The sequence below is a fragment of the Xanthobacter aminoxidans genome (assembly GCF_023571765.1).
GTDB lineage: Bacteria > Pseudomonadota > Alphaproteobacteria > Rhizobiales > Xanthobacteraceae > Xanthobacter > Xanthobacter aminoxidans.
Genome location: NZ_JAMJXC010000014.1, coordinates 1 through 19,399 on the forward strand (window position 1 = coordinate 1; position 19,399 = coordinate 19,399).

Consider the following 19,399-nt stretch of genomic DNA (forward strand, 5'->3'; position numbering starts at 1 on the left):
CGGCGCTGGGCCATCGATCCCCCGCCGAGTTTGCCGCAACAATCGCACTGGAAACCGTGGCCGCCTGAGGCCACAAATCAACCGGCGGACTCTCTCCTCAACTGGAGGAGAAATGGGGCTCACGTCAGAGTTTCTGAATGCGGGCGGGTTCTTTGTCGTCAGGGCACAGGCGCATGAGCTTTGACGCAGCACCGCGCCACGCGGGCGATGTCGCCCGATTGCAGCGCTTCATGCCGTGCGAGACTGAGGAGGTCGACGTCGAAAGAGGCGCGGTCGAGAGCTTCGCGCATCACGGTCGCGCGCTCGCGCGGCGTCTCGACGGCCACAGCGACATCGAAGGCGCCGTTAATCTCGTCGGGCGGGCCGAAGGCGCCGCCCGCGCGTCTACAGCGCGGCTTCGTAAATGGCGAGAGCGTCCGCCTCGGTGACGGGGCGCGGGTTGTTGACCAGCAAGCGCGTCTGCTTCATCGCCTCCGCAGCCAGAAGCGGCAGGTCGTTGCGGGTGATGCCGACGGCGCCGAGCCCCGGGGGCAGGCCGAGGGCGTGGCTCAGCTCTGCCAATGCCGTGGCAAACGCGGCGGCCCGTTCCGTCGCAGGCACGTCGGCCAGCTCGGGGAAGGCGTCCGCGGCGATCTCGCCGTAGAGCGTGGCGGCGGCGGGCATGTTGAAGCGCAGCACCGGGGCCAGCACCAGCGCATTGGACAATCCATGCGGCACATGGAAATGCCCGCCGATGGGATAGGCGAGCGCATGCACCGCGGCGACCGGGGAATTGGCGAACGCCTGCCCGGCGAGAAGCGAGCCGAGCAGCATGTCGCTGCGCGCCGCGATATTCGCGCCGTCGAAGGTGGCGGTGCGGATGGCGCCGCCAAGCAGCCCCAAGGCCTGCCGGGCGAGTGTGCGCGACAGCGGATTGTTGTTCGGTGAGGCGGAAGTGTAGGCCTCGATGGCGTGAACCATGGCGTCGATGCCGGTGGCGGCCGTCACCGCCGGAGGCAGGCTCAGGGTCAACTCGGCGTCGAGGATCGCCATGTCGGGCAGCAGATGCGGTGTCACGACGCCCATCTTCGTGGCGGCGCCCGTGGTGATGATGGAAATGGGTGTGACTTCCGAGCCGGTTCCGGCGGTGGTGGGCACCAGCACCAGCGGCAAGCGCGGCCCGCGGGCGCGGTTGACGCCGTAGATGTCCGCGAGTGCTTCGCCGCTGCCGGCGATCAGTGCCGCCACCTTCGCCACGTCCATCGGCGATCCGCCGCCGATGGCAAGGAGGCCGCTCGCCCGGTGCGCTGCGACGAGGTTGGTCAGGGCGGCGACGTTCGCCTCCGGCGGGTCCGCCACCACGTCGTCGAAAATGGCGACCGCGATCCCGGCGGCAGCGAGGGAGGCGAGGGCGGGAGCGACAAGCCCGGCCGTGCGCAGGCTCTTGTCGGTGACGAGGACGACGCGCGGGCCGAGCAGCGGTCCGGCCAGATCTGCGATCCGGCGCGCGGCGCCGGGCTCGAGCACGATGGAGCGCGTGGTGTTGAAGACGAAACCTGCCATGGTCTGCCTTTCCGCCGTCAGGAGCCGCGACCGATGCGGATGCCCGCGGCTTCCCGGTCGAAGGTGTCGGAGGTGACGCCGGCGGCGCGCAACTCGTGCTTCTGCACCTTGCCGCTTGCGGTCTTGGGCAGCGCTTCCACCTGCCGGACATAGCGCGGCACCATGTAGTGCGGGATGCCGGCGGCCAGGAAGCGGATGAGGTCCTCGGCGTCGAGAGTCGCACCGTCCACCGGCGTCACCACCACCAGAACCTCGTCCTCGCTGAGGGCGCTGGGCACGGCCACCGCGGCGCATTCCTTCACTGCTGGATGGGTGCGCACCTCGGCTTCCAGCGCGAACGAGGAGATGTTCTCGCCGCGGCGGCGGATGACGTCCTTCAGCCGGTCGACGAAGAAGAAGTTGCCATCGGCGGTTCGGCGGAAGCCGTCGCCGGTGTGGAACCAGCCGTTGCGCATCGCCTCGGCGGTGGCCGCGGGATTGTTGTAGTAGCCCTTCATCAGGGCCCACGGCCGGTGGGCGCGGATGACGAGCTCGCCGGTCGCCCCCTCCGGCACCTCAAGGTCGTGCTCGTCGACGATGCGCAGTTCGAACCAGGGGCGGGGCTGGCCGGCGATGCCCTTTTCGGTGATGCCGGGGCCGGCGTGGAGGGGGCTCGCGATCTCGGTCATGTTGTAGATGGTCCAGGCCTCGACGCCGAAGCGTTCGGCGAAGGCAGGACCATCCTCGCTGAAGGGCGTGATGAAGGCGCGGCGCAGGGGATGGTCACGGTCGGTCGCGGCCGGCGGGGCCTTCAGGAGGAAGCTCGCCATCACGCCAAGCAGCAGCACGTAGGTGGATCCGGTCTCGCGTACGGCGGGCCAGAAGTCCTGGGTGCGGAACTCCCGCATCATGCCGATGGAAAGGCCGCGCGCGAGCTGGGCGTAGACGTAGAGCGTCGATCCGCAGTGGAAGATGGGGCCGCAGATCAGGCAGCGCTCGTCGTCCGCCACGGCGAACGCGTCGGGGCCCATGGTGTAGAGCTGGGTGTAGGACGAGATCACGCCCTTCGGGCTCCCCGTCGTGCCCGAGGTGTACATGATGGCCTGGGTGTCCCACGGCTCGATGGGGCGGTCGAGGTCGAGATCGGCGGGGGCGAAATCGTCCCGGTCCTCCAGGGCCACGACATCGAGGCCCGGCACCGTCTCAGGCGCGCCCGCCACCGTGAGGACGACGGAGAGCTTGCCCGGCGCCACCTCCCGCAGGCGGGGCAGAAGACTTGCCTCCGCGATCATCAGCGGGGCGTCGGCATCGTTCAGGATGTGCTCCAGTGGCCGGCCGCGGCTCGCAGTATTGAGGGGCACGTAGACAGCGCCGAGGTAGTTGATGGCGAACCAGGTGGCCAGCAGCTCGGGCCCGTTGCCCATGAAGCAGAGCACATGGTCGCCCCGCCGGACGCCATGGCGGACGAGCGTGGCCGCGCGCCGGCGCACGCGGGCGAGCGTCTCCGCATAACTCCAGGTGCAGGTTTCGGCAGGCCCCGGCCAGAATTGCACGAAGGGCGCCTGCGGCCGCTCCGCCGCGCGGCGCTCAAGCATGGCGCGCAGCACCGCATGGTCGCGCGACAGCGCTGCTTCCCGCTCGCTCATCCTCGTCCTCCCCCTTGGCCGGCGTATTCGTGACGCCCTTGGAGCCTGTTGCAAAGGCTTAATCCTTATGCAACATACTCAGTAGTATGTAAAGGACGGGCTGTTCGGAGGGCCTGCGGCGCCATGAAAATCGTGGAGATCGAGCGGGCCGGCACCATCGCAGTCGTGCGCTACGACCGCGGCGGCAAGGCGAATGCCCTGAGCCTTGCCGCCATCGAGGCGCTCACGGCCGCCGCGGCGGAGCTGGAGGCGGACACGACGGTGCGGGTCGTGGTGCTTGCCGGCACGCCCACCCGGTTCTCCGCCGGGGTGGACCTCAAGGACGAGGCCCTTTGGCGGCCGGATGACGACATCGCAGCGCGCCATCATGCCATGGCCGCAGGCGGACGCATGTCCGAGCGCTGGCGCCGTCTGCCGCAGGCGGTGATCGCCGCGGTGGAGGGGCCGGCCATCGGCGGCGGCGCGATCCTGGCGCTGGCGGCCGACTTCCGGGTTCTGGCGGACGGCGCCTTCTTCCGTTTCCCGGAGGTGCGCCTCGGCATGACGCTCGGCTGGGGCGGCCTGCCGCTGCTCTCCGCTCTGGTGGGGCCGGCCCGCGCCAAGCGGCTCCTCTTCTGCGACGAGACCGTCTCCGCCGCCGAGGCGGTGGCGATGGGCCTTGCCGACAGGAGCGCACCGCAGGGCGGCGCACTCGACGCCGCGCGGGCGTGGGCCGGCGAGATCGCGGCCTGCCCACCCCTCGCCCTCGCCATGACCAAGCGCGCGCTTGATGGCTCGGCGGGTGGCAACTGGGCCGCGGCCTACGAGGCCGACCAGTTCCTGCTGTCCAGGCTGGTTTCGGAGGCGACCAGCTAACGGGTCGTCCCGTCAAGCAACGACGGCGGGCTCAAACCGCCGCGTCCCCAAAAGCACCCAAGGGAGGATATCTGATGACGCGCGGATTTTTCGGCTGCGCCGCTCTGGCGGCGCTCGTCCTGTCCGGCGGTCCGGCGGCTGCGGAGACCTGGCGTCTTGGCGTGCTCACGGACATGTCCGGCATGAACGCGGACCTCGCCGGTCCCGGTTCCGTCGCTGCGGCGAAGATGGCGGTGGAGGATTTCGGCGGCAAGCTGCTCGGCCGTGACGTCGAGGTCATCGTCGGTGACCACCAGAACAAGCCGGACGTGGGCGCCAGCCTAGCGCGCGGCTGGATCGACCAGCAGAACGTGAAGGCCATCATCGATGTGCCGACGTCCTCGGTCGCCATGGCGGTGCAGGAGGTGACGCGCAACACCGACACCGCATTCCTCGTCTCCACCGCGGGTTCCTCGGAGCTGACGGGCAAGGCGTGCTCGCCCTCCACCGCCCACTGGACGTGGGACACCTATGCCCTCGCCAACGGCACCGGCCGCGCCATGACGCAGGACGGTGGCAAGAGCTGGTTCTTCATCACCGTGGACTACACCTTCGGCCATGCGCTGGAGAAGGACACGAGCGAGGCCGTGAAGGCGGCGGGCGGCACCGTGGTGGGCAGCGTGCGGCACCCGCGCGAGACCTCGGATTTCTCCTCCTACCTGCTGAAGGCGCAGGCCTCTGGCGCCAAGGTGGTGGCGCTGGCCAACTCCTCCGGCGACACCATGACTGCGCTGAAGCAGGCGCAGGAATTCGGCATCACCCAGGGTGGCCAGCGCATCGCCGGGATGCTGCTGTTCCTCACCGACGTGCATGCGGTCGGGCTCGACATCGCCAAGGGCCTGACGCTGACCACCGGTTTCTACTGGGACTATGACGACGCGACGCGTGCCTGGTCGAAGCGGTATGCGCAGCGCATGAACGGCCGGATGCCGACCATGGTGCATGCGGGCGTCTATTCGGCGGTGACGAATTTCCTGAAGGCCGCCGAGGCGGCCGGCACCGTCACCGGATCGCAGGTGATGGCCAAGCTGCGCGAGGCCCCCATCAACGATTTCTTCGCCCGCAACGCCTATCTGCGCAAGGACGGTCGCCTCGTGCACGACATGTACCTCGTGGAGGTGAAGGCGCCGAAGGACTCCAAGGGGCCGTGGGACTATTACAAGGTTCTGCGCACCATCCCCGGAAAGGAAGCGTTCCGCCCCATCGAGGAGAGCGCCTGCCCGCTGGTGAAGGGCTGAGGGTCTCTCCGGACGGAACGGGTCGGGCGCCCGCAGCCCCTGGATGCCGGCGCAGGAGAAATGGACTTCGTGCAGGACCGGGGAGGCCGTCGCGGCCTCCCCGTCTTCGGTGAGGGAGGGAGCCGTCGTGGACCATTCGCAGCAGAAGGCTGCCGTTTCCGGCATCGTCATTCTGGCTGACCGCGTCCGCCCGGAATGGGTGGATTACAACGGCCATATGGGCGATTTCGCCTATGGCATCGTCTTTTCCGATGCCGCCACGGCCTACATGGAGCGCCTGGGGCTGGACGCCGACTATCGCACCACGCAGGCTGCAACTCTCTACACGCTCGACAGCCGGATCGGATACCTTCACGAATGCCACGAGGGCATGGCGCTTTCGGTCGAGCTGGTGGTGCTGGCGGCGGATGCCAAGCGCATGCACATCCTCATGCGGCTCATCGATGCCGAGGGCGTGGCGCTCGCCTTGTGCGAACAGGTGCTGATGCATGTCTCCCGCGCTGCGGGCGCGCCACGGGCCGCGCCCTTTCCTGCCCACGTGCAGATGCGCCTTGATGCCGATGCGGCGGCCCACGCCCCCCTCCCGCGCCCGGCCTGGCTCGACAGACGCATCGGCCTTTCGGCACGGGGCTGATCCTGGGGCGCCAAAAAACCGGCCCCGGACTGCTCCGGGGCCTTCAGGCTGCTCGGGAGAAACTCACGCCACCTCGAACAGGCCGGCCGCGCCCATGCCGCCGCCCACGCACATGGTGACCACCACGTAGCGTGCGCCCCGGCGGCGGCCCTCGATGAGGGCATGGCCTGTCATGCGGGCGCCGGACATGCCGTAGGGATGGCCGATGGAGATGGCGCCGCCGTTCACATTCAGCCGGTCGTCGGGAATGCCGAGCCGGTCGCGGCAATAGAGGAGCTGGGCAGCGAAAGCCTCGTTCAGCTCCCACAGGCCGATGTCGTCCACCGTCAGGCCGTGACGGGCCAGCAGCTTCGGCACGGCGAAGACCGGGCCGATCCCCATTTCTTCCGGCGCGCAGCCCGCCACCGCCATGCCGCGGTAGATGCCCAGCGGAGAAAGTCCGCGCCGCTCGGCCGCCCTGGCCTCCATCAGCACGCAGGCGGAGGCCCCGTCAGAGAGCTGAGAGGCGTTGCCCGCGGTCACGCATCGGCCTTCCGCCACCTCGATGCCGCCCTTGAACACCGGCTTCAGCGCCGCGAGGCCCTCCGCGGTCGTGTCGGCGCGGTTCCCCTCGTCCTGCGTGAGGCGCACCGCCTCGCGGCGGGTCTCGCCCGTGGCCTTGTCGGCGACGACCTTCACGGTGTCGAGGGGCACGATCTCGTCGTCGAAAGCGCCGCGGGCCTGCGCCTGCGCCGTGCGCTGCTGGGACTGGAGGGCATAGGCATCCTGCGCCGCGCGGGAGACGCCGTAGCGCGCGGCCACGATCTCGGCGGTCTCGATCATGCTCATGTAGGTCGAGGGCACGTGAGCATCCAGCCAGGCGTCGTGCCAGCCAAAGACGTTCATGCGCTCGTTCTGCACCAGCGAGACCTGCTCGACGCCGCCGCCGACCGCGATCTCCATGCCCTCGCCGACAATCTGCCGGGCAGCGATGGAGATGGCCATGAGACCCGAGGCGCACTGGCGGTCGACGCTCTGGCCAGGCACCTGGACGGGCAGGCCGGCGCGCAGCGCGGCGGTCCGGCCGATGTTCATGTGCGTCGTGCCTTGCTGCAGGGCGGCACCCATGATGACATCCTCCACCTCGCCGCCCTCGATGCCGGCGCGGGCGAGCGCGCTCGCAATGGCGTGGCCGGCGAGCTGAGGGGCGCTGGTGTCGTTGAACGCACCGCGATAGGCCTTGGCGATGGGCGTTCGGACGGTGGAGACGACGACGGCTTCCCTCATGATGCGGGATCCTTCCGGGGAACGTGGAGCGTTGCTGCGAGGGCCCGCAGCTCCGGGCTGAGCGGCTGTGGACGGCGGCTGGCGCGGTCCACATAGACATGGATGGTGCGCCCCACCGCGGCTGTGAGGGGAGCGCCGGACCGGAACAGGCCGAAGCCCCAGGTGAGGCTGGAGCTGCCGATGCGCTCGATGCGCACGCCAACCTCCACTTCGTCCGGGTAGCTCACCTCGGAGAAGTAGTCGCAGCCGACCTTGGCGACGATGCCGATGGGCCCGGTGCCGGCGAAGTCGAGCGCACCCGCCCCGATCAGCGCCCGGTTGAGGGCGCTGTCGAAATATTCGAGATAGACCACGTTGTTCATGTGGCCGTAGCGGTCCACGTCGTTCCAGCGCGTCTGCATGGCATAGAGGCGCGGGAACGCCGTCCGCCCTTCGGGGGCGGGGCGAGGCTCGCTCATGGAAGCTCCCTTCAGGCCGCCGCGATGGCTGCGGCCTTGGCGCGCGCGATGATGCGCTCCACATGGGCAAGGCCGGCCTCGGTCTCGATCGCATTGTCCAGCCGGGCGAGATCGGCAAAGGCGGCCGCCACCGCTTCGGGGGTGCGCTGGCTCTGCGGCAGGAACACGCCTTCCGTCTCCACGATCGCCATGCGTGACACGGTGCCCGCGCCGGCGAGCAAAGCGGTGCGGCTCGGCGCCTCCTCGCTCACGAGGTAGAGGGCGGCGGGCGTGACATTCTCGGGGGCGAGATGGGCGAGGGTCTGCTCGTCCATCATGTCGCCGGTCATGCGGGTGGCGGCCGTGGGCAGAACGGCGTTGACGCGTATGCCGTACTTTTCGCCCTCGAAATGCAGCACGTTCATGAGGCCGATGAGCCCGGCCTTGGCGGCGCCGTAGTTGGACTGGCCGAAATTGCCGTAGACGCCGGAGGTGGAGGAGGTCATCAGCACGCGGCCGTATTTCTGCGCGCGCATGGTCTCCCACACCGCCTTGGTGGCGTTGGCCGAGCCGAGCAGATGCACCGCCACCACGGCCGCGAAATCCGCCATATCCATCTTGGCGAAGGTGCGGTCGCGCAGGATGCCGGCGTTGTTGATGAGGATGTCGATGCGGCCGAACGCCTGCAGGGCCGCCGCTGCCATCGCTTCCATGTCCGAAGCGGAGGTGACGTTGCCGCCGTCCGCGAGCGCCTCGCCGCCGCTGGAGCGGATCTCGTCCACCACCGCCTGCGCTGCGGCGGTCGAGCCGCCGGTGCCGTCGCGGGCGCCGCCGAAATCGTTCACCACCACCTTGGCGCCGCGGCGGGCGAGCTCCAGCGCATGCGCGCGGCCGAGCCCGCCGCCGGCGCCCGTGACGATGGCCACCCGCCCCTCGAACGAGATGCTCATGCCTTGTCTCCCTTGAGAATCAGAACCAGCCATTCCGCCGCGAGGGCCGGCTTGGCGGCGTGTTCGAGCTCGACGGTCACGTCGAAGCGATTGAGGATGCCGCCGCCCTTGGGCTCCTGCGCCGCGACGCGGAACACGCCGCGGATGCGCTGGCCCACCGGCACCGGCATGAGGAAGCGCACCTTGTCGAAGCCATAGTTGATGCCCACCTCGCCCGGTCCGGGCAGCTCCATAACCTCGGCGCCGAGCTTCGACAGCAGGGACAGCACCAGGAAGCCGTGGGCGATGGTGCCGCCGAAGGCGCTCTCCCGCGCCGCACGCTCGGGGTCCACATGGATGAACTGATGGTCGGAAATGGCGTCCGCGAACAGATCGACAAGAGGTTGGGTCACGTCGAGCCAGCCGCTCACGAGGGGCGGAGCGCCGGGGGAGGGGATGGGAAGGGACATCGGGACCTGTTCCGGCTTGTCCTGCGGCGGCATCGCGCACGGGCGGGACGTTGGCTTACAACATACTCGGTAGTATGCATTTGAGAGGGGCTTTGTCCAGCCACCTCATCCGGGTGAAGGATTTGCAATCGTTCGCTAGGCTGCGGGCGCGCGGCAGCCTAGCGTGCAGGCGCACTTAGCAAGGGTCTGGGCAGGACATGGCAGGAAATGGCAACGCTGGCAAAGCCAAGACGGTCTCGGGCAAGACGGCGACGAGTAAGGCAGTCACGGGCAAGACGGGCGCCGGCACGGCGGGCGAAGCGATGGCGGGCGGGAGCACGCTGGAGATCCGGAGCGACGGCACCGGCAATGCCGACATCCTCGAGGCGGCGGCCGCGTGCTTCATGGAGCAGGGCTTCTCCGCCACGAGCATCGACGACGTGGCGCGCCGCCTCGGCGCCACCAAGGGCCGCATCTATCATTACTACGCCTCGAAGACGGACCTCTTCTTCGACGTGCACCGCGAGGGCATGGACCGCCTGTTCGCCGCGGTGGAGACGGCGTCGGCGATGCCGGGCACGGCCGGCTCGCGCCTTGCTCGAATGCTGAAGGCACACGCGCTGGCGTCGATGGAGAACCATACCTACATCGCCGTTGTGGTGCAGGGCGTGCACATGCACCGGCTGGCGGCCACCACCCCGGCCCAGCGGCGCACCCTTGATGCCGTGATGGACATGCGCCGTCGTTACGAACGCTTGTTTCGTTCCATGCTCGACACGGCTCTGGAAGACGGCAGCGCGATAAGCGAATCTCCCTCACTCACCATCAAGGCTGCGCTCGGCGCCATCAACTGGATGTCGATCTGGTATCGCCCCAAGGCTGGCGAGACGGCCGCGGACCGCGAGGCGCTGGCGGAGCAGATCGTGCGCCCGCTACGCTTCGGCTTCGAGCCTCGACGAGGCTGACTGCAACCGGTTCAGGGCGACTTGGTGCCCCGCCTCCGCCTCTGCCTGAATTTCGATCGAGCAGCGCGGGGGCATCATGTCGGCGCTGGAAGTACGCGACCAACCGTGGCTTGCGCGGGGATTGCTCCGGCGAAACAAGATCGAAATGTGAAATAGCTATTCCAGTTACCTTGGGATAGCCTGACATTGCCCTGAGCCGGGGCGGCGGGGCATTTCATGACAATTCGATCGTTTTTTTGTGACGTGTCGCGCACACGCGCACTCGGGCTCGTCGCCATGGGCCTGGGTGCCGGCAGCCTTGCACAGAGCGCGCTGGCCGAGCCCCTGCCGTCTTCGCCGACGACCTATGAGACGCTGAATTACGGGACGAACGGGACGTTCCTCACCGGCATTCGCGGCGACAACATCGTCGGCAACTACACCATTCCCGGCAGCACCGAGACCGGCGGTCTCTACTACAACATGACCAGCCGCACCTGGTCGCCCATGCCGGAAGCCACCAACAACGGGGTCAACTATCCCGGCGCCATCGGTTCGTCGCCCTACGGGCCGAGCTTCGGAACCCCCGGCGGCATCCTGCGTGTGGTGGGCAGCTACCAGACTGAAACGTCGGCCCCTTATGACCTCAGCTATCTCTACGACGCCGCCGCGGCGCCGGGGCAGACGCTGACGCCGCTGGCCTATCCGGGCGCCGACACGCTCTACACCATTGCCCACAGCAACTTCGGCAACCAGGTGGTCGGCGACTACGACACCCGGCTCGCGACCGGTAACGCCTTCATCTACAATATCGACACAAAAACCTATACCACCAACAACATACCAGGCGCGGTCAGCACCACCGCCTATGGCATCTACGGCGACAAGATCGCCGGCGGCTATGGCGAGGTCGAGGTCGGCGGCGGGCTGCACGCCGAGCACGGCTACATCTACGACCAGACCACCGGCACCTATCAGACCTACGACCACCCCGGCGCCGTCGCGACCCATTTCGAGGGCATCACCGGAGCCGGCCGCTCCGGCGAGTACAACCTCGTCACCAACTGGGTGACGGCGGACGGCGTGGTGCATCCCGCGGTCATGCACATCGACGCCCTCGGCGTCGTGACCTGGTACGAGATCGACATCCCCGGGGCCGTCGTGTCGTCCAACTCGGCCTATGGCGACAATGTCGTGGGCATCTATGTCTCGACCGCGGGCGGCACGACCACCATAAACGGCTTCATCGCCACCATTCCCGGCATGTACAACCCGATCCGCAACATCGGGACCCTGAACTTCGCAGGCGAGAATGCCCCCGCTTTGTCAGGCATGAAGGGCGACGACATCATCAACAGCGGCACCATCAATGTCACCGGCAACGGCGGCATCGGCATGCGTGGCGAGACCTATGGCGTGCTGACCAACAAGGGCACCATCACCGCCACCGGCATCGCCGGGGCCGCGGTGGACTTGCATGGCGACTACGGCACCTTCCTGAACTACGGGATACTGAAGACCACGGTCGAGGCCGATGCCCTGCGCACGGGCCCGGACAGCCATGGCACCGTGATCGTGAACGCGGGCATCATCGATGGCCGGCTGGCCGCGACGGCGGGGCCGGACAAGAGATTCGAGAACGCCGGCTGGCTCGGCGTCAGCGGCACCGGCCCGACCATCACGCACCTCCTCAGCGGCACTTTCGTGCAGACCGCGACGGGCACCTACGCCGCGCGCGTGACGGACAAGGGCAGCGACTTCCTGGAGGTGACGGGCACCATACGGCTCGACGGCACGCTGCAGGCGTCCTTCCTCGACACCAGCTTCGCCCCGACCACGACGCTCATCGTCGCTACCGACGGCATCACCGGCACCTTCGACCATGTGATCACCCCCGGCCTGCCGGCGCTGTTCGACGCGAGCGTGGCCTATGCCCCGAACGCGGTGACCATGACGGTCGCGGCCGATCTCGCCGGCAAGGCGGGCAACACGCCGAACCAGCGCGCGGTGGGCGGTGCCCTCGATCGCGTCATCAACACCACCACCAACGGCCTGCTGACGACCCTTCCCACGGCGCTCAGCCCGCTCTACGGCCTCACCGTGGCCGAACTGCCCGGCGCGCTCACCGCCCTCTCCGGCGAGGCCTATGCCAGCACGCAGACCGTTCTCTTGGGTGACAGCGCGTACAGCCGCGACGCGTTGCTGGGACGCCTGCGCCAGGGCTCCTATGCCGGCCAGGGCGGCCCGACGGCCGCGCTCGGCTTCGGCGGACCGGCGCTCGCCTATGCCGCGCCGGCTACGTCCGGCGTGCCCTTCCCCACCAAGGCGCAGCCTTCCGCCGAACCCGCGTTCAACGGCACCATCTGGGCGCAGGCCTTCGGCGGGTGGAGCGCCTATGGCGGCGGCCGCGACACCGCCGACGTCGATGCCAACATCGGCGGGATCATCTCCGGCGCCGACGTGAAGGTCGAGAACTGGATGCTCGGCGCTGCGATCGGCTACACGCATTCCAATGCGCAGATGGATGCGCTGGCGAGCCAGTCCAACACCGACAGCGTGCTGGTCGCGCTCTATGCGGGCACCAGTTCCGGGCCATGGAAGCTGCGCCTCGCCGCCAGCTACGCCTTCAACCAGATCGACGCTTCGCGCACCATCGCCTATCCCGGATTTTTCCAGCGGGCGAACGCCGATTATTCCGGCGGGACCGGGCAGGTGTTCGCAGAGGTCGGCTACGGCTTCGCCGTCCAGCAGCTGGCGCTGGAGCCCTTCGCGGGCCTTGCCTATGTCCATCTGAACACCGACGGCTTCAGCGAGACGGGCGTCTCGGCCGGCCTGTTCGGTGCGTCGAGCTCGATGGGCGTCGGCTACTCCTCGCTCGGCCTGCGGCTGGCGAGCACCGTGGAGCTGTCACGCGGCATGGCGCTGGAGCCCCATGCCTCGCTCGCCTGGCAATATGCCTTCGGCGACCTCACCCCCGATGCCCGGCTCGCCTTCCTCAGCGTCCCGAGCGCGAACTTCACCGTCGCCGGCGTGCCGCTGGCGCAGAACACCGCGCTGGTGAAGGTGGGCGCCGACCTGCGCATCGGCGAACAGGTCCGCTTCGGCATGGCCTATGTCGGCCAGTTCGCAGACAGCGTGACGGTCAACGCCGTCCAGGCCAATCTGGCGTGGCGCTTCTAGCGGCGGGATGCGGAGATCCCCCGCCACGGCCCCCGCGGCGTCGGCCTGCTCCACCGCCTAGGGCCGTGGTCGCGTAAATTGATCTCCCTTGAGCAACTTAACTCCCATTCGATGGTCGATGGGGTTGGCGGAACATTGTAATTCTTGATATTTCCGCGTGTAATTCAAGCATGTATCAAGTCAGATACCATCAATTGATGGGCAGTATATTTGTGAATCCGATATGTTGGTCCTGCTCGCCATAAACGTGAGCGCACCATAAACGAGGTTCACGAGAAGGCAGGCCCCATGGAGGACAGCTCAACACCTGATCGCCGCTGATGCAGATCCGCACCTCGATTGTGCGGATCTGCATCTAGCTTGATCTGTTCGGCCCCGGTGGTGCCGATGGTCGCGGCTGTTTTGATGACGGAGCGCCGGGAGACGACAGGGCGCATCACCAGTTCTGTCGATGCGCCGTGAGCGCGGTGGAGATAATTCCCTGGCACCGGGTCCGCAAAGGGGCCCCTTGGTGCGGGCTGCGATCTTCGAGGCCCGGGACGTCTCACTGCGAGAGATCCCATGCGAAACACCTTCGGACTGATTTCCGGCCTGTGGCTCGGTACGCTGGCGGTGCTGCCGGCCTCGGCGATGCCTCTGGCGCGCCCTCCCGTGCCAGAGTCCGCCGTCGTGACCCCCATCGCCCAAGGTTGCGGTCCGGGCTGGTGGCGTGGGCCGTGGGGGCATTGTCGTGACACCCCCTATACCGGCCGCGTGCCGGGCGGCGGGTGGGTCTACGACCTGCCCCCCGCCTACGGCTACTTCGGCAATGGCTGCCCTCCGGGCTACTGGCACGGGCCGTGGGGCCACTGCCGCGACACCCCCTATCACGGTCGGCTGCCCGGTGGCGGATGGCAGTGACGGCAACGGCCGTCTCCTCTCAAATCCAGCGACACGGAAGATCCTGACCATGAACTGCACTCTTGTGGCCGCCCTGACGGGCGCTCTTCTCATCGCCATGCCCGCAGCGCAGGCCCAGACGGCACCGCCGGCTGGCGCGCCGCCGGCCGTGGAACTCTACAGCGCGGCGGATGCGCAGGCCGTGGTCGAGGCGCGCCTTCTCGCGCTGAAGACGGTGATGACCCTCAGTCCCGAACAGCAGAAGCTCTGGCCGCCGGTGGAGGCCGCCATCCGCGCGGTGGCGAAGCTGTCCGCCGAGCGCCGGGCCGAGCGGGCCAAGGCACTGCCGCCGGCCGATTTCGTGGACATCCTGGACCGGATCGCCGATGCCGAGGCGGTGAGGGCACGTGACCTCAAGACCGTGACGGCTGCGCTGAAGCCACTTGTCGCCACCCTCACGCCCGAGCAGCAACGGCGTATCCCCGCGTTCCTGGGCCTGCGCGAAGGCGCTGGTGGCCTGCCTCAGCCCACCGCCGAGATCTGGCTGTTCGAGGAAGAAAACTAGGATCAGATCAATATCATCCCATCACCTGCGGTCTCAAGGAGGTTCCCATGCCCATCTCGTTCCTGCATTCGAAAGGAACCGAAGCGCCCATCAAGATCCCCGCCATCGGGCTCGACCTGTTCGTGCGCATGCCGCCGGCGGCGAGCTCGGGCGAGTTCTGCTTCATCGAGACCATCAATGCCCCCGGCGCGGGTCCGCCCCGGCATCGCCACCGCGAGGCGGAGATCTTTCGCGTCATCGAGGGCCGGTATCTCTATGAGGCGGACGGCCAGCGCTTCTATGCCGAGGCCGGGGACGTGGTGAGCATTCCCGGTGGGGTCGAGCACGGCTTCTGCAACGTGACCGACAAGCCCGCGCGCCAGTACATCCTCATGGCTCCGGCGCTTGATGCGGCTGCCTTCTTCACCGAGCTGGCCGGCGTAATGCACGACGGCATCCCCGACCAGGCGGCGCTCAATGCCTTCGGGCTAAAGTGGCACGTGGAATTCCTGGGTCCGCCCGTCAACAGGAACGACCAGCCCACGGAATAATGCGCCGCCGCGCCGCCGCCATCGACGCAAGATCGAGAGGTTCGTCCCGTGGGGCGGGCCGAAGCACAACATCAGGGGGAGGAGAGGATGAAGGATCCGGTGCTCATCGCCGGCGCGGGGCCGGTCGGCCTGACCATGGCCCTGGAACTGGCCCGCTACGGCGTCCCGGTGCGCGTCATCGACAAGATCCCCGAGGCGACCCACACGTCCCGGGCCGTCGCGGTGTGGCCACGAACGCTGGAACTGCTCGACCGCTCCGGGGCGGCGGCGGACATCATCGCCATGGGCAACAAGGTCACCGTCGCCAACATCCTGTCGGGTGGCCGTCCGGTGGCCTCGCTGTCGCTCGATCAAATTCCCTCGCCTTATCCGTTTGCGCTGATGGTGCCGCAGTACGACACCGAAGCGGTGCTGCAGCGTCACCTCGCCGCTCACGGCGTCACGCCCGACCTCGGCGTCGAGCTTCTCGGTTTCGAGCAGGACGAGGATGGCCTCTTCGCCCGCCTGCGGGAGCCCGACGGCACGGAGCGCACCGAGCCATATGCCTACCTTGTGGCCTGCGACGGCGCGCACAGCGTGGTGCGCCATCACCTCGGCCTCGACTTCCTGGGCGATACCCTCGGCCTCGACTGGACACAGGGTGACTTTCACCTGAGCGGATATCCCTTCCCCTCCTCGCAGTTGGCCATCTTCTGGCACGAGGACGGGCCACTGCTGTTCTTCCCCATGGCGCCCGACCGCGCGCGCATCATCACCAGCCTCGGCCCCTCAAGCGCAACGCCGCCCGTCGCGCTGGACCAGGAGGCGTTCCAAAAGATGGTTGACGCCCGTGGCCCCGGGGGCATCACACTCACTGGCACGGAATGGGTCAGCGCCTTCCGCATCAACGAGCGGCAGGTGGAGAGCTATCGGTCCGGGCGGGTCTTCCTCGCCGGCGATGCGGCTCACATCCACAGCCCGGCCGGCGGGCAGGGCATGAACACCGGCATGCAGGACGCCATCAATCTGGCGTGGAAGCTGGCCCTCGTGATCCGCGGCATCGGCGCGCCGGCGCTGCTGGAGAGCTATGGTCTGGAACGCCGCCCGGTCGGCGCGCGGGTGATCGCGGCCTCGGGGCGCATGACCCGGATCGGCACGCTGGCCGACCACACGCTGCAGCATGTGCGCGACTTCGTCGCCCATATCCTGATGGGGCTGTCGCCGGTGCAGCGGGCCATCACGGGGCTGATGGCGGAAGTCTCCATCGGCTATCCGGACAGCCCGCTCAACGGACCCTGCCAAGGCGAAGCGAAGGCCGGCGCGCGGGTGCCTCCGGTGGCGGGCGAAACGCCGTTCGGCGCGGGCGACGCGCCGATGTTCACCGCGTGCGGCGGAAGCGGGGCGGCCGAACTCGCCGCGCGCTTTCCCCGGCTCGTGGCCGCTGCGTCGCCTCGATCTGACGGCGGAGCTTTCATCTCGCTGGTCCGGCCGGACGGCTACCTCGCAGCCCAGGTCGAGGCTGCGGATTGGCAGGACCTCGCGCCCTATCTTCAGCGGATCGGGGCGGATCGGTGACCGCCCCTCGCGTGAAACCATCCCCGAATGGCTGCGGCGGGCGAAACGACCGTCCGCTTCACAGCTGAAGGACTTGCGATGCCTCGCCTCCTCGATGCGGAAGAGCTTGACCTGCTGGCCATCGGCGCCTGGATTCTCGGGACCGGAGGCGGCGGGTCGCCCTATGCCTCCCACCTCGTCGCCCGGCAATTCTATAAGGATGGCGGCCAGATCGCCCTGCTCGACCCGGACGAACTGGCCGATGACGATGTCGTCGCCGTGGTCTCGACCATGGGCGCGCCGCTGGTGTTCCAGGAGAGGATGACCGATGCCGCCTTCGCCTTGAAGCCGGTTCGGATCATGGAGGCTTTCCTGGGCCGGCCTTTCCGCGCCGTGATGACGGTGGAGATCGGCGGCTGCAACGCGTTCCAGCCACTTCTCGTCGCCGCGGCATCGGGCCTGCCGGTGGTGGATGCGGACGCCATGGGGCGGGCCTACCCCGAGGCCCAGATGCAGACCTTCTCGATTGCCGGGCTCCAGATGGTCCCGCACGTCGTTTCCGACATCCGCGACAATGACGTCATCATCCCCACGGCGTCCGGCTGGCATGAGATGGAGCGCGTGCGGCGCAAAGTCTGCACGGAATACGGATCGGTCGCCACCACCTGCCAGGCGCCGCGCACCGGCGCGGAGGTGAAGCGTCACGCGGTCCTGCGCAGCCTGTCGCACGCCATCGCCCTGGGGCGCGAGGTGCGCCGCGCGAAGACGGCGCATGAGGACCCGGTCGAGGCGACCGTGGCCGCCGCCGGCGGCAGGCGGCTGTTCACCGGCAAGGTGATGGATGTGCAGCGGCGCACCACCGAGGGCTTCCTGCGCGGCTCCCTCAGCCTCGCGGGCCTCGGAGACGACGCCGGCGCGTCCTTCGACATCGCGTTCCAGAACGAGTTCACCATCGGCCGGCGCGACGGCGCGGTGATCGTCACGACGCCCGACCTGATCTGCGTGCTCGACACCATCTCGGGCGAGGCCATCGGCACGGAGAGCCTGCGCTACGGCCAGAGGGTGACGGTCATCGCCCTGCCGTCGCAGCCGATCCATCGCAGCGCGGAGGGGCTGCGCCACGTCGGCCCGCGCGCCTTCGGCCATGACGTGGACTTCCACAGCGTCTTCGGGGAGGAGCCGGCATGAGCCGCATCGGGATCGACGTCGGCGGCACCAATACCGATGCCGTCCTGCTCGAGGGCGGCAAGGTGCTCGCGGCGCTGAAGCGATCGACCACCGTCGATGTCGCGGACGGCGTGCGCCGGGCGCTGGTCGATCTGGTGGCCGCGGCTGCAGGCCATCCGGCTCTCGGGCGGATCGAAGCGGTGATGATCGGCACCACGCATTTCACCAATGCCGTGGTGGAGCGTCGCCATCTGGACCGCGTCGCGGCGCTGCGCATCGGCCTGCCCGCCAATGCCGGTCTGCCGCCCTTCATCGGCTGGCCGAAGGACCTTGCGGCAGCCATGCGGGGCAGCATCCACATGGTGGGCGGCGGGCACGAGTATGACGGACGGGTCCTGGTGCCGCTGGATCGCGCTGCCGTGCGGCGCGAGGCGGAGCGCATCGCGGGGAGCGGCATCAGTTCGGTCGCCATCACCAGCGTGTTCTCGCCGCTCACCGATGCATGCGAGCGCGAGGCCGCGGACATCGTGCGGGAGGTGATGCCTGCGGCGCGCATCACGCTGTCCCACGAAATCGGCCGCATCGGCCTGCTCGAACGGGAGAATGCGGCGCTGTTGAATGCCGGCCTGCAGGGCCTTGCGCAGCGCACCACCGCCGCCTTCGTGCGGGCGCTGCGCGAGAGCGGCATCACGGCGCCGCTTTATCTCACGCAGAATGACGGCACCATCGTGCAGGGGGCGGTGGCGGAGCGCCATCCCGTCTATTGCTTCGCCTCCGGTCCTACCAACAGCATGCGCGGCGCCGCCTTCCTTTCGGGCCTGACTGACGCGCTGGTGGTGGATGTGGGCGGCACGACCACTGACGTGGGCTGCCTCAAGGGTGGGTTTCCGCGCCAGGCCAATGCGATGGTCGAAATCGGCGGCGTGCGCACGCTGTTTCGCATGCCGGACCTGATCTCCATCGGCCTCGGCGGCGGCACGGAGATCGCCGATGACGGGCGCCGGATCGGTCCGGGCAGCGTCGGCTTCCGGCTGCCGGAAAAGGCGCTGTGCTTCGGCGGCGACACGCTGACGGCCACGGACATCGCCGTCGCGGCGGGACGGATCGCGCTGGGAGAGCCGGGCCTCGTGGGCAGGCTGCCCCGCCCCCTGGTGGCCGACAGCCTCCGACACATGGAACACATGGTTGCGGAGGTGGTGGACCGCATGAAGACCGATGCCGCGCCGATACCCCTCATCGCGGTGGGCGGCGGGAGCTTTCTGGTGCCCGATCACATGGAGGGCGTCTCGCAGGTGGTGCGTATCGAGCACCATGCCGTGGCCAATGCGGTGGGCGCCGCCATTGCGCAGGTGAGCGGCGAGGTGGACCGCATCTTCTCCGGTGTCGAGCGCGACGCGGCGCTCGATGAAGCGCGGCGGGAGGCGACGCGGCGGGCGATCGAGGCGGGCGCCGAAGCGGGCAGCGTTCAGACGCTCGACGTGGAGGACATTCCGATCGCCTATCTCCCCGGCAATGCGCGCCGCGTGCGCGTGCGTGTCATCGGCGAGATCGCGCGGCTCGCTGGGTAGCGCAGGGGGACGGATGGCC

At 68.5% G+C, this 19,399-nt stretch carries 18 protein-coding genes; 11 read left to right on the forward strand and 7 right to left on the reverse strand.

Annotated features, from left to right (window positions below):
* Positions 1–158: 158 nt before the first annotated feature.
* The 3 genes from EJ105_RS19100 to EJ105_RS19110 are packed head-to-tail and all read right to left on the reverse strand — an operon-like array spanning position 159 to position 3,167.
* Entirely contained in the window at positions 159–326 is a 168-nt protein-coding gene (locus EJ105_RS19100; RefSeq protein ID WP_250167601.1) for a hypothetical protein, read from the reverse strand.
* Positions 327–384: 58 nt separating this feature from the next.
* On the reverse strand, positions 385–1,542 hold the full coding sequence (locus EJ105_RS19105) for an iron-containing alcohol dehydrogenase (RefSeq protein ID WP_250167602.1): 1,158 nt from the start codon (positions 1,540–1,542) through the stop codon (positions 385–387).
* A 17-nt stretch (positions 1,543–1,559) separates the two neighbouring features.
* Positions 1,560–3,167: an AMP-binding protein gene (locus EJ105_RS19110; RefSeq protein WP_250167603.1), complete on the reverse strand. Its 1,608-nt coding sequence runs from the start codon at positions 3,165–3,167 to the stop codon at positions 1,560–1,562.
* A 123-nt stretch (positions 3,168–3,290) separates the two neighbouring features.
* Between EJ105_RS19110 and EJ105_RS19115 the strand changes: the two genes are divergently transcribed.
* The 3 genes from EJ105_RS19115 (at position 3,291) to EJ105_RS19125 (ending at position 5,933) form a co-directional block, all read left to right on the forward strand.
* Positions 3,291–4,022 (forward strand): enoyl-CoA hydratase/isomerase family protein, encoded by a 732-nt coding sequence (locus EJ105_RS19115; RefSeq protein ID WP_250167604.1) that lies wholly within the window; start codon positions 3,291–3,293, stop codon positions 4,020–4,022.
* Between the two features lie 74 nt (positions 4,023–4,096).
* Complete coding sequence (locus EJ105_RS19120; RefSeq protein WP_250167605.1) at positions 4,097–5,299, forward strand: ABC transporter substrate-binding protein; 1,203 nt, start codon at positions 4,097–4,099, stop codon at positions 5,297–5,299.
* A gap of 127 nt (positions 5,300–5,426) precedes the next feature.
* Positions 5,427–5,933, forward strand: a complete 507-nt coding sequence (locus EJ105_RS19125; RefSeq protein ID WP_250167606.1) for a thioesterase family protein — start codon at positions 5,427–5,429, stop codon at positions 5,931–5,933.
* 63 nt (positions 5,934–5,996) lie between these two features.
* Here EJ105_RS19125 and EJ105_RS19130 read toward each other — a convergent pair whose 3' ends face one another.
* Genes EJ105_RS19130 through EJ105_RS19145 form a run of 4 tightly spaced genes read right to left on the reverse strand, consistent with a single transcriptional unit; the run spans position 5,997 to position 9,035 of the window.
* Complete coding sequence (locus tag EJ105_RS19130) at positions 5,997–7,199, reverse strand: acetyl-CoA C-acyltransferase (RefSeq protein ID WP_250167607.1); 1,203 nt, start codon at positions 7,197–7,199, stop codon at positions 5,997–5,999.
* Positions 7,196–7,657 (reverse strand): acyl-CoA thioesterase, encoded by a 462-nt coding sequence (locus EJ105_RS19135; RefSeq protein WP_024277402.1) that lies wholly within the window; start codon positions 7,655–7,657, stop codon positions 7,196–7,198. The genes EJ105_RS19130 and EJ105_RS19135 overlap by 4 nt, the downstream gene beginning before the upstream one ends.
* Before the next feature lie 11 nt (positions 7,658–7,668).
* The gene (locus tag EJ105_RS19140; protein ID WP_250167608.1) at positions 7,669–8,586 is read right to left on the reverse strand and encodes an SDR family NAD(P)-dependent oxidoreductase; all 918 of its coding nucleotides are present in this window, start codon (positions 8,584–8,586) and stop codon (positions 7,669–7,671) included.
* Positions 8,583–9,035 (reverse strand): MaoC family dehydratase, encoded by a 453-nt coding sequence (locus EJ105_RS19145; protein ID WP_051679428.1) that lies wholly within the window; start codon positions 9,033–9,035, stop codon positions 8,583–8,585. The genes EJ105_RS19140 and EJ105_RS19145 overlap by 4 nt, the downstream gene beginning before the upstream one ends.
* Positions 9,036–9,232: 197 nt before the next feature.
* Here EJ105_RS19145 and EJ105_RS19150 point away from each other — a divergent pair, with 197 nt between their 5' ends.
* The 8 genes from EJ105_RS19150 to EJ105_RS19185 all read left to right on the forward strand — a co-directional run bounded on the left by EJ105_RS19150 (position 9,233) and on the right by EJ105_RS19185 (position 19,380).
* Positions 9,233–9,979: a TetR/AcrR family transcriptional regulator gene (locus EJ105_RS19150; RefSeq protein ID WP_250167609.1), complete on the forward strand. Its 747-nt coding sequence runs from the start codon at positions 9,233–9,235 to the stop codon at positions 9,977–9,979.
* 243 nt (positions 9,980–10,222) lie between these two features.
* Positions 10,223–13,138 carry an autotransporter outer membrane beta-barrel domain-containing protein gene (locus EJ105_RS19155; protein ID WP_250167610.1) on the forward strand — a complete coding sequence of 972 codons (2,916 nt, stop codon included), beginning with the start codon at positions 10,223–10,225 and terminating at the stop codon, positions 13,136–13,138.
* Positions 13,139–13,699: 561 nt separating this feature from the next.
* Positions 13,700–14,038 carry a GCG_CRPN prefix-to-repeats domain-containing protein gene (locus EJ105_RS19160; protein ID WP_250167611.1) on the forward strand — a complete coding sequence of 113 codons (339 nt, stop codon included), beginning with the start codon at positions 13,700–13,702 and terminating at the stop codon, positions 14,036–14,038.
* A 49-nt stretch (positions 14,039–14,087) separates the two neighbouring features.
* The gene (locus EJ105_RS19165) at positions 14,088–14,582 is read left to right on the forward strand and encodes a Spy/CpxP family protein refolding chaperone (protein ID WP_250167612.1); all 495 of its coding nucleotides are present in this window, start codon (positions 14,088–14,090) and stop codon (positions 14,580–14,582) included.
* A 47-nt stretch (positions 14,583–14,629) separates the two neighbouring features.
* Positions 14,630–15,112 carry a cupin domain-containing protein gene (locus EJ105_RS19170; RefSeq protein ID WP_029557040.1) on the forward strand — a complete coding sequence of 161 codons (483 nt, stop codon included), beginning with the start codon at positions 14,630–14,632 and terminating at the stop codon, positions 15,110–15,112.
* A gap of 87 nt (positions 15,113–15,199) precedes the next feature.
* The gene (locus EJ105_RS19175) at positions 15,200–16,666 is read left to right on the forward strand and encodes an FAD-dependent monooxygenase (RefSeq protein WP_250167613.1); all 1,467 of its coding nucleotides are present in this window, start codon (positions 15,200–15,202) and stop codon (positions 16,664–16,666) included.
* Between the two features lie 78 nt (positions 16,667–16,744).
* Positions 16,745–17,833, forward strand: coding sequence for an S-methyl thiohydantoin desulfurase family protein (locus tag EJ105_RS19180; protein WP_250167614.1), 1,089 nt, complete (start codon positions 16,745–16,747; stop codon positions 17,831–17,833).
* Entirely contained in the window at positions 17,830–19,380 is a 1,551-nt protein-coding gene (locus tag EJ105_RS19185; protein WP_250167615.1) for a hydantoinase/oxoprolinase family protein, read from the forward strand. Before EJ105_RS19180 ends, EJ105_RS19185 begins: the two co-directional genes overlap by 4 nt.
* Positions 19,381–19,399: the final 19 nt, after the last annotated feature.

Excerpts from the sequence above, each read along its gene's own strand:
- EJ105_RS19105 (WP_250167602.1), bottom strand. The coding sequence starts at position 1,542 with ATGGCAGGTTTCGTCTTCAACACCACGCGCTCCATCGTGCTCGAGCCC.
- EJ105_RS19145 (WP_051679428.1), bottom strand. The coding sequence starts at position 9,035 with ATGTCCCTTCCCATCCCCTCCCCCGGCGCTCCGCCCCTCGTGAGCGGC.
- EJ105_RS19170 (WP_029557040.1), top strand. The coding sequence starts at position 14,630 with ATGCCCATCTCGTTCCTGCATTCGAAAGGAACCGAAGCGCCCATCAAG.
- EJ105_RS19165 (WP_250167612.1), top strand. The coding sequence starts at position 14,088 with ATGAACTGCACTCTTGTGGCCGCCCTGACGGGCGCTCTTCTCATCGCC.
- EJ105_RS19185 (WP_250167615.1), top strand. The coding sequence starts at position 17,830 with ATGAGCCGCATCGGGATCGACGTCGGCGGCACCAATACCGATGCCGTC.
- EJ105_RS19135 (WP_024277402.1), bottom strand. The coding sequence starts at position 7,657 with ATGAGCGAGCCTCGCCCCGCCCCCGAAGGGCGGACGGCGTTCCCGCGC.
- EJ105_RS19160 (WP_250167611.1), top strand. The coding sequence starts at position 13,700 with ATGCGAAACACCTTCGGACTGATTTCCGGCCTGTGGCTCGGTACGCTG.
- EJ105_RS19140 (WP_250167608.1), bottom strand. The coding sequence starts at position 8,586 with ATGAGCATCTCGTTCGAGGGGCGGGTGGCCATCGTCACGGGCGCCGGC.
- EJ105_RS19130 (WP_250167607.1), bottom strand. The coding sequence starts at position 7,199 with ATGAGGGAAGCCGTCGTCGTCTCCACCGTCCGAACGCCCATCGCCAAG.
- EJ105_RS19120 (WP_250167605.1), top strand. The coding sequence starts at position 4,097 with ATGACGCGCGGATTTTTCGGCTGCGCCGCTCTGGCGGCGCTCGTCCTG.
- EJ105_RS19175 (WP_250167613.1), top strand. The coding sequence starts at position 15,200 with ATGAAGGATCCGGTGCTCATCGCCGGCGCGGGGCCGGTCGGCCTGACC.
- EJ105_RS19110 (WP_250167603.1), bottom strand. The coding sequence starts at position 3,167 with ATGAGCGAGCGGGAAGCAGCGCTGTCGCGCGACCATGCGGTGCTGCGC.
- EJ105_RS19115 (WP_250167604.1), top strand. The coding sequence starts at position 3,291 with ATGAAAATCGTGGAGATCGAGCGGGCCGGCACCATCGCAGTCGTGCGC.
- EJ105_RS19180 (WP_250167614.1), top strand. The coding sequence starts at position 16,745 with ATGCCTCGCCTCCTCGATGCGGAAGAGCTTGACCTGCTGGCCATCGGC.
- EJ105_RS19150 (WP_250167609.1), top strand. The coding sequence starts at position 9,233 with ATGGCAGGAAATGGCAACGCTGGCAAAGCCAAGACGGTCTCGGGCAAG.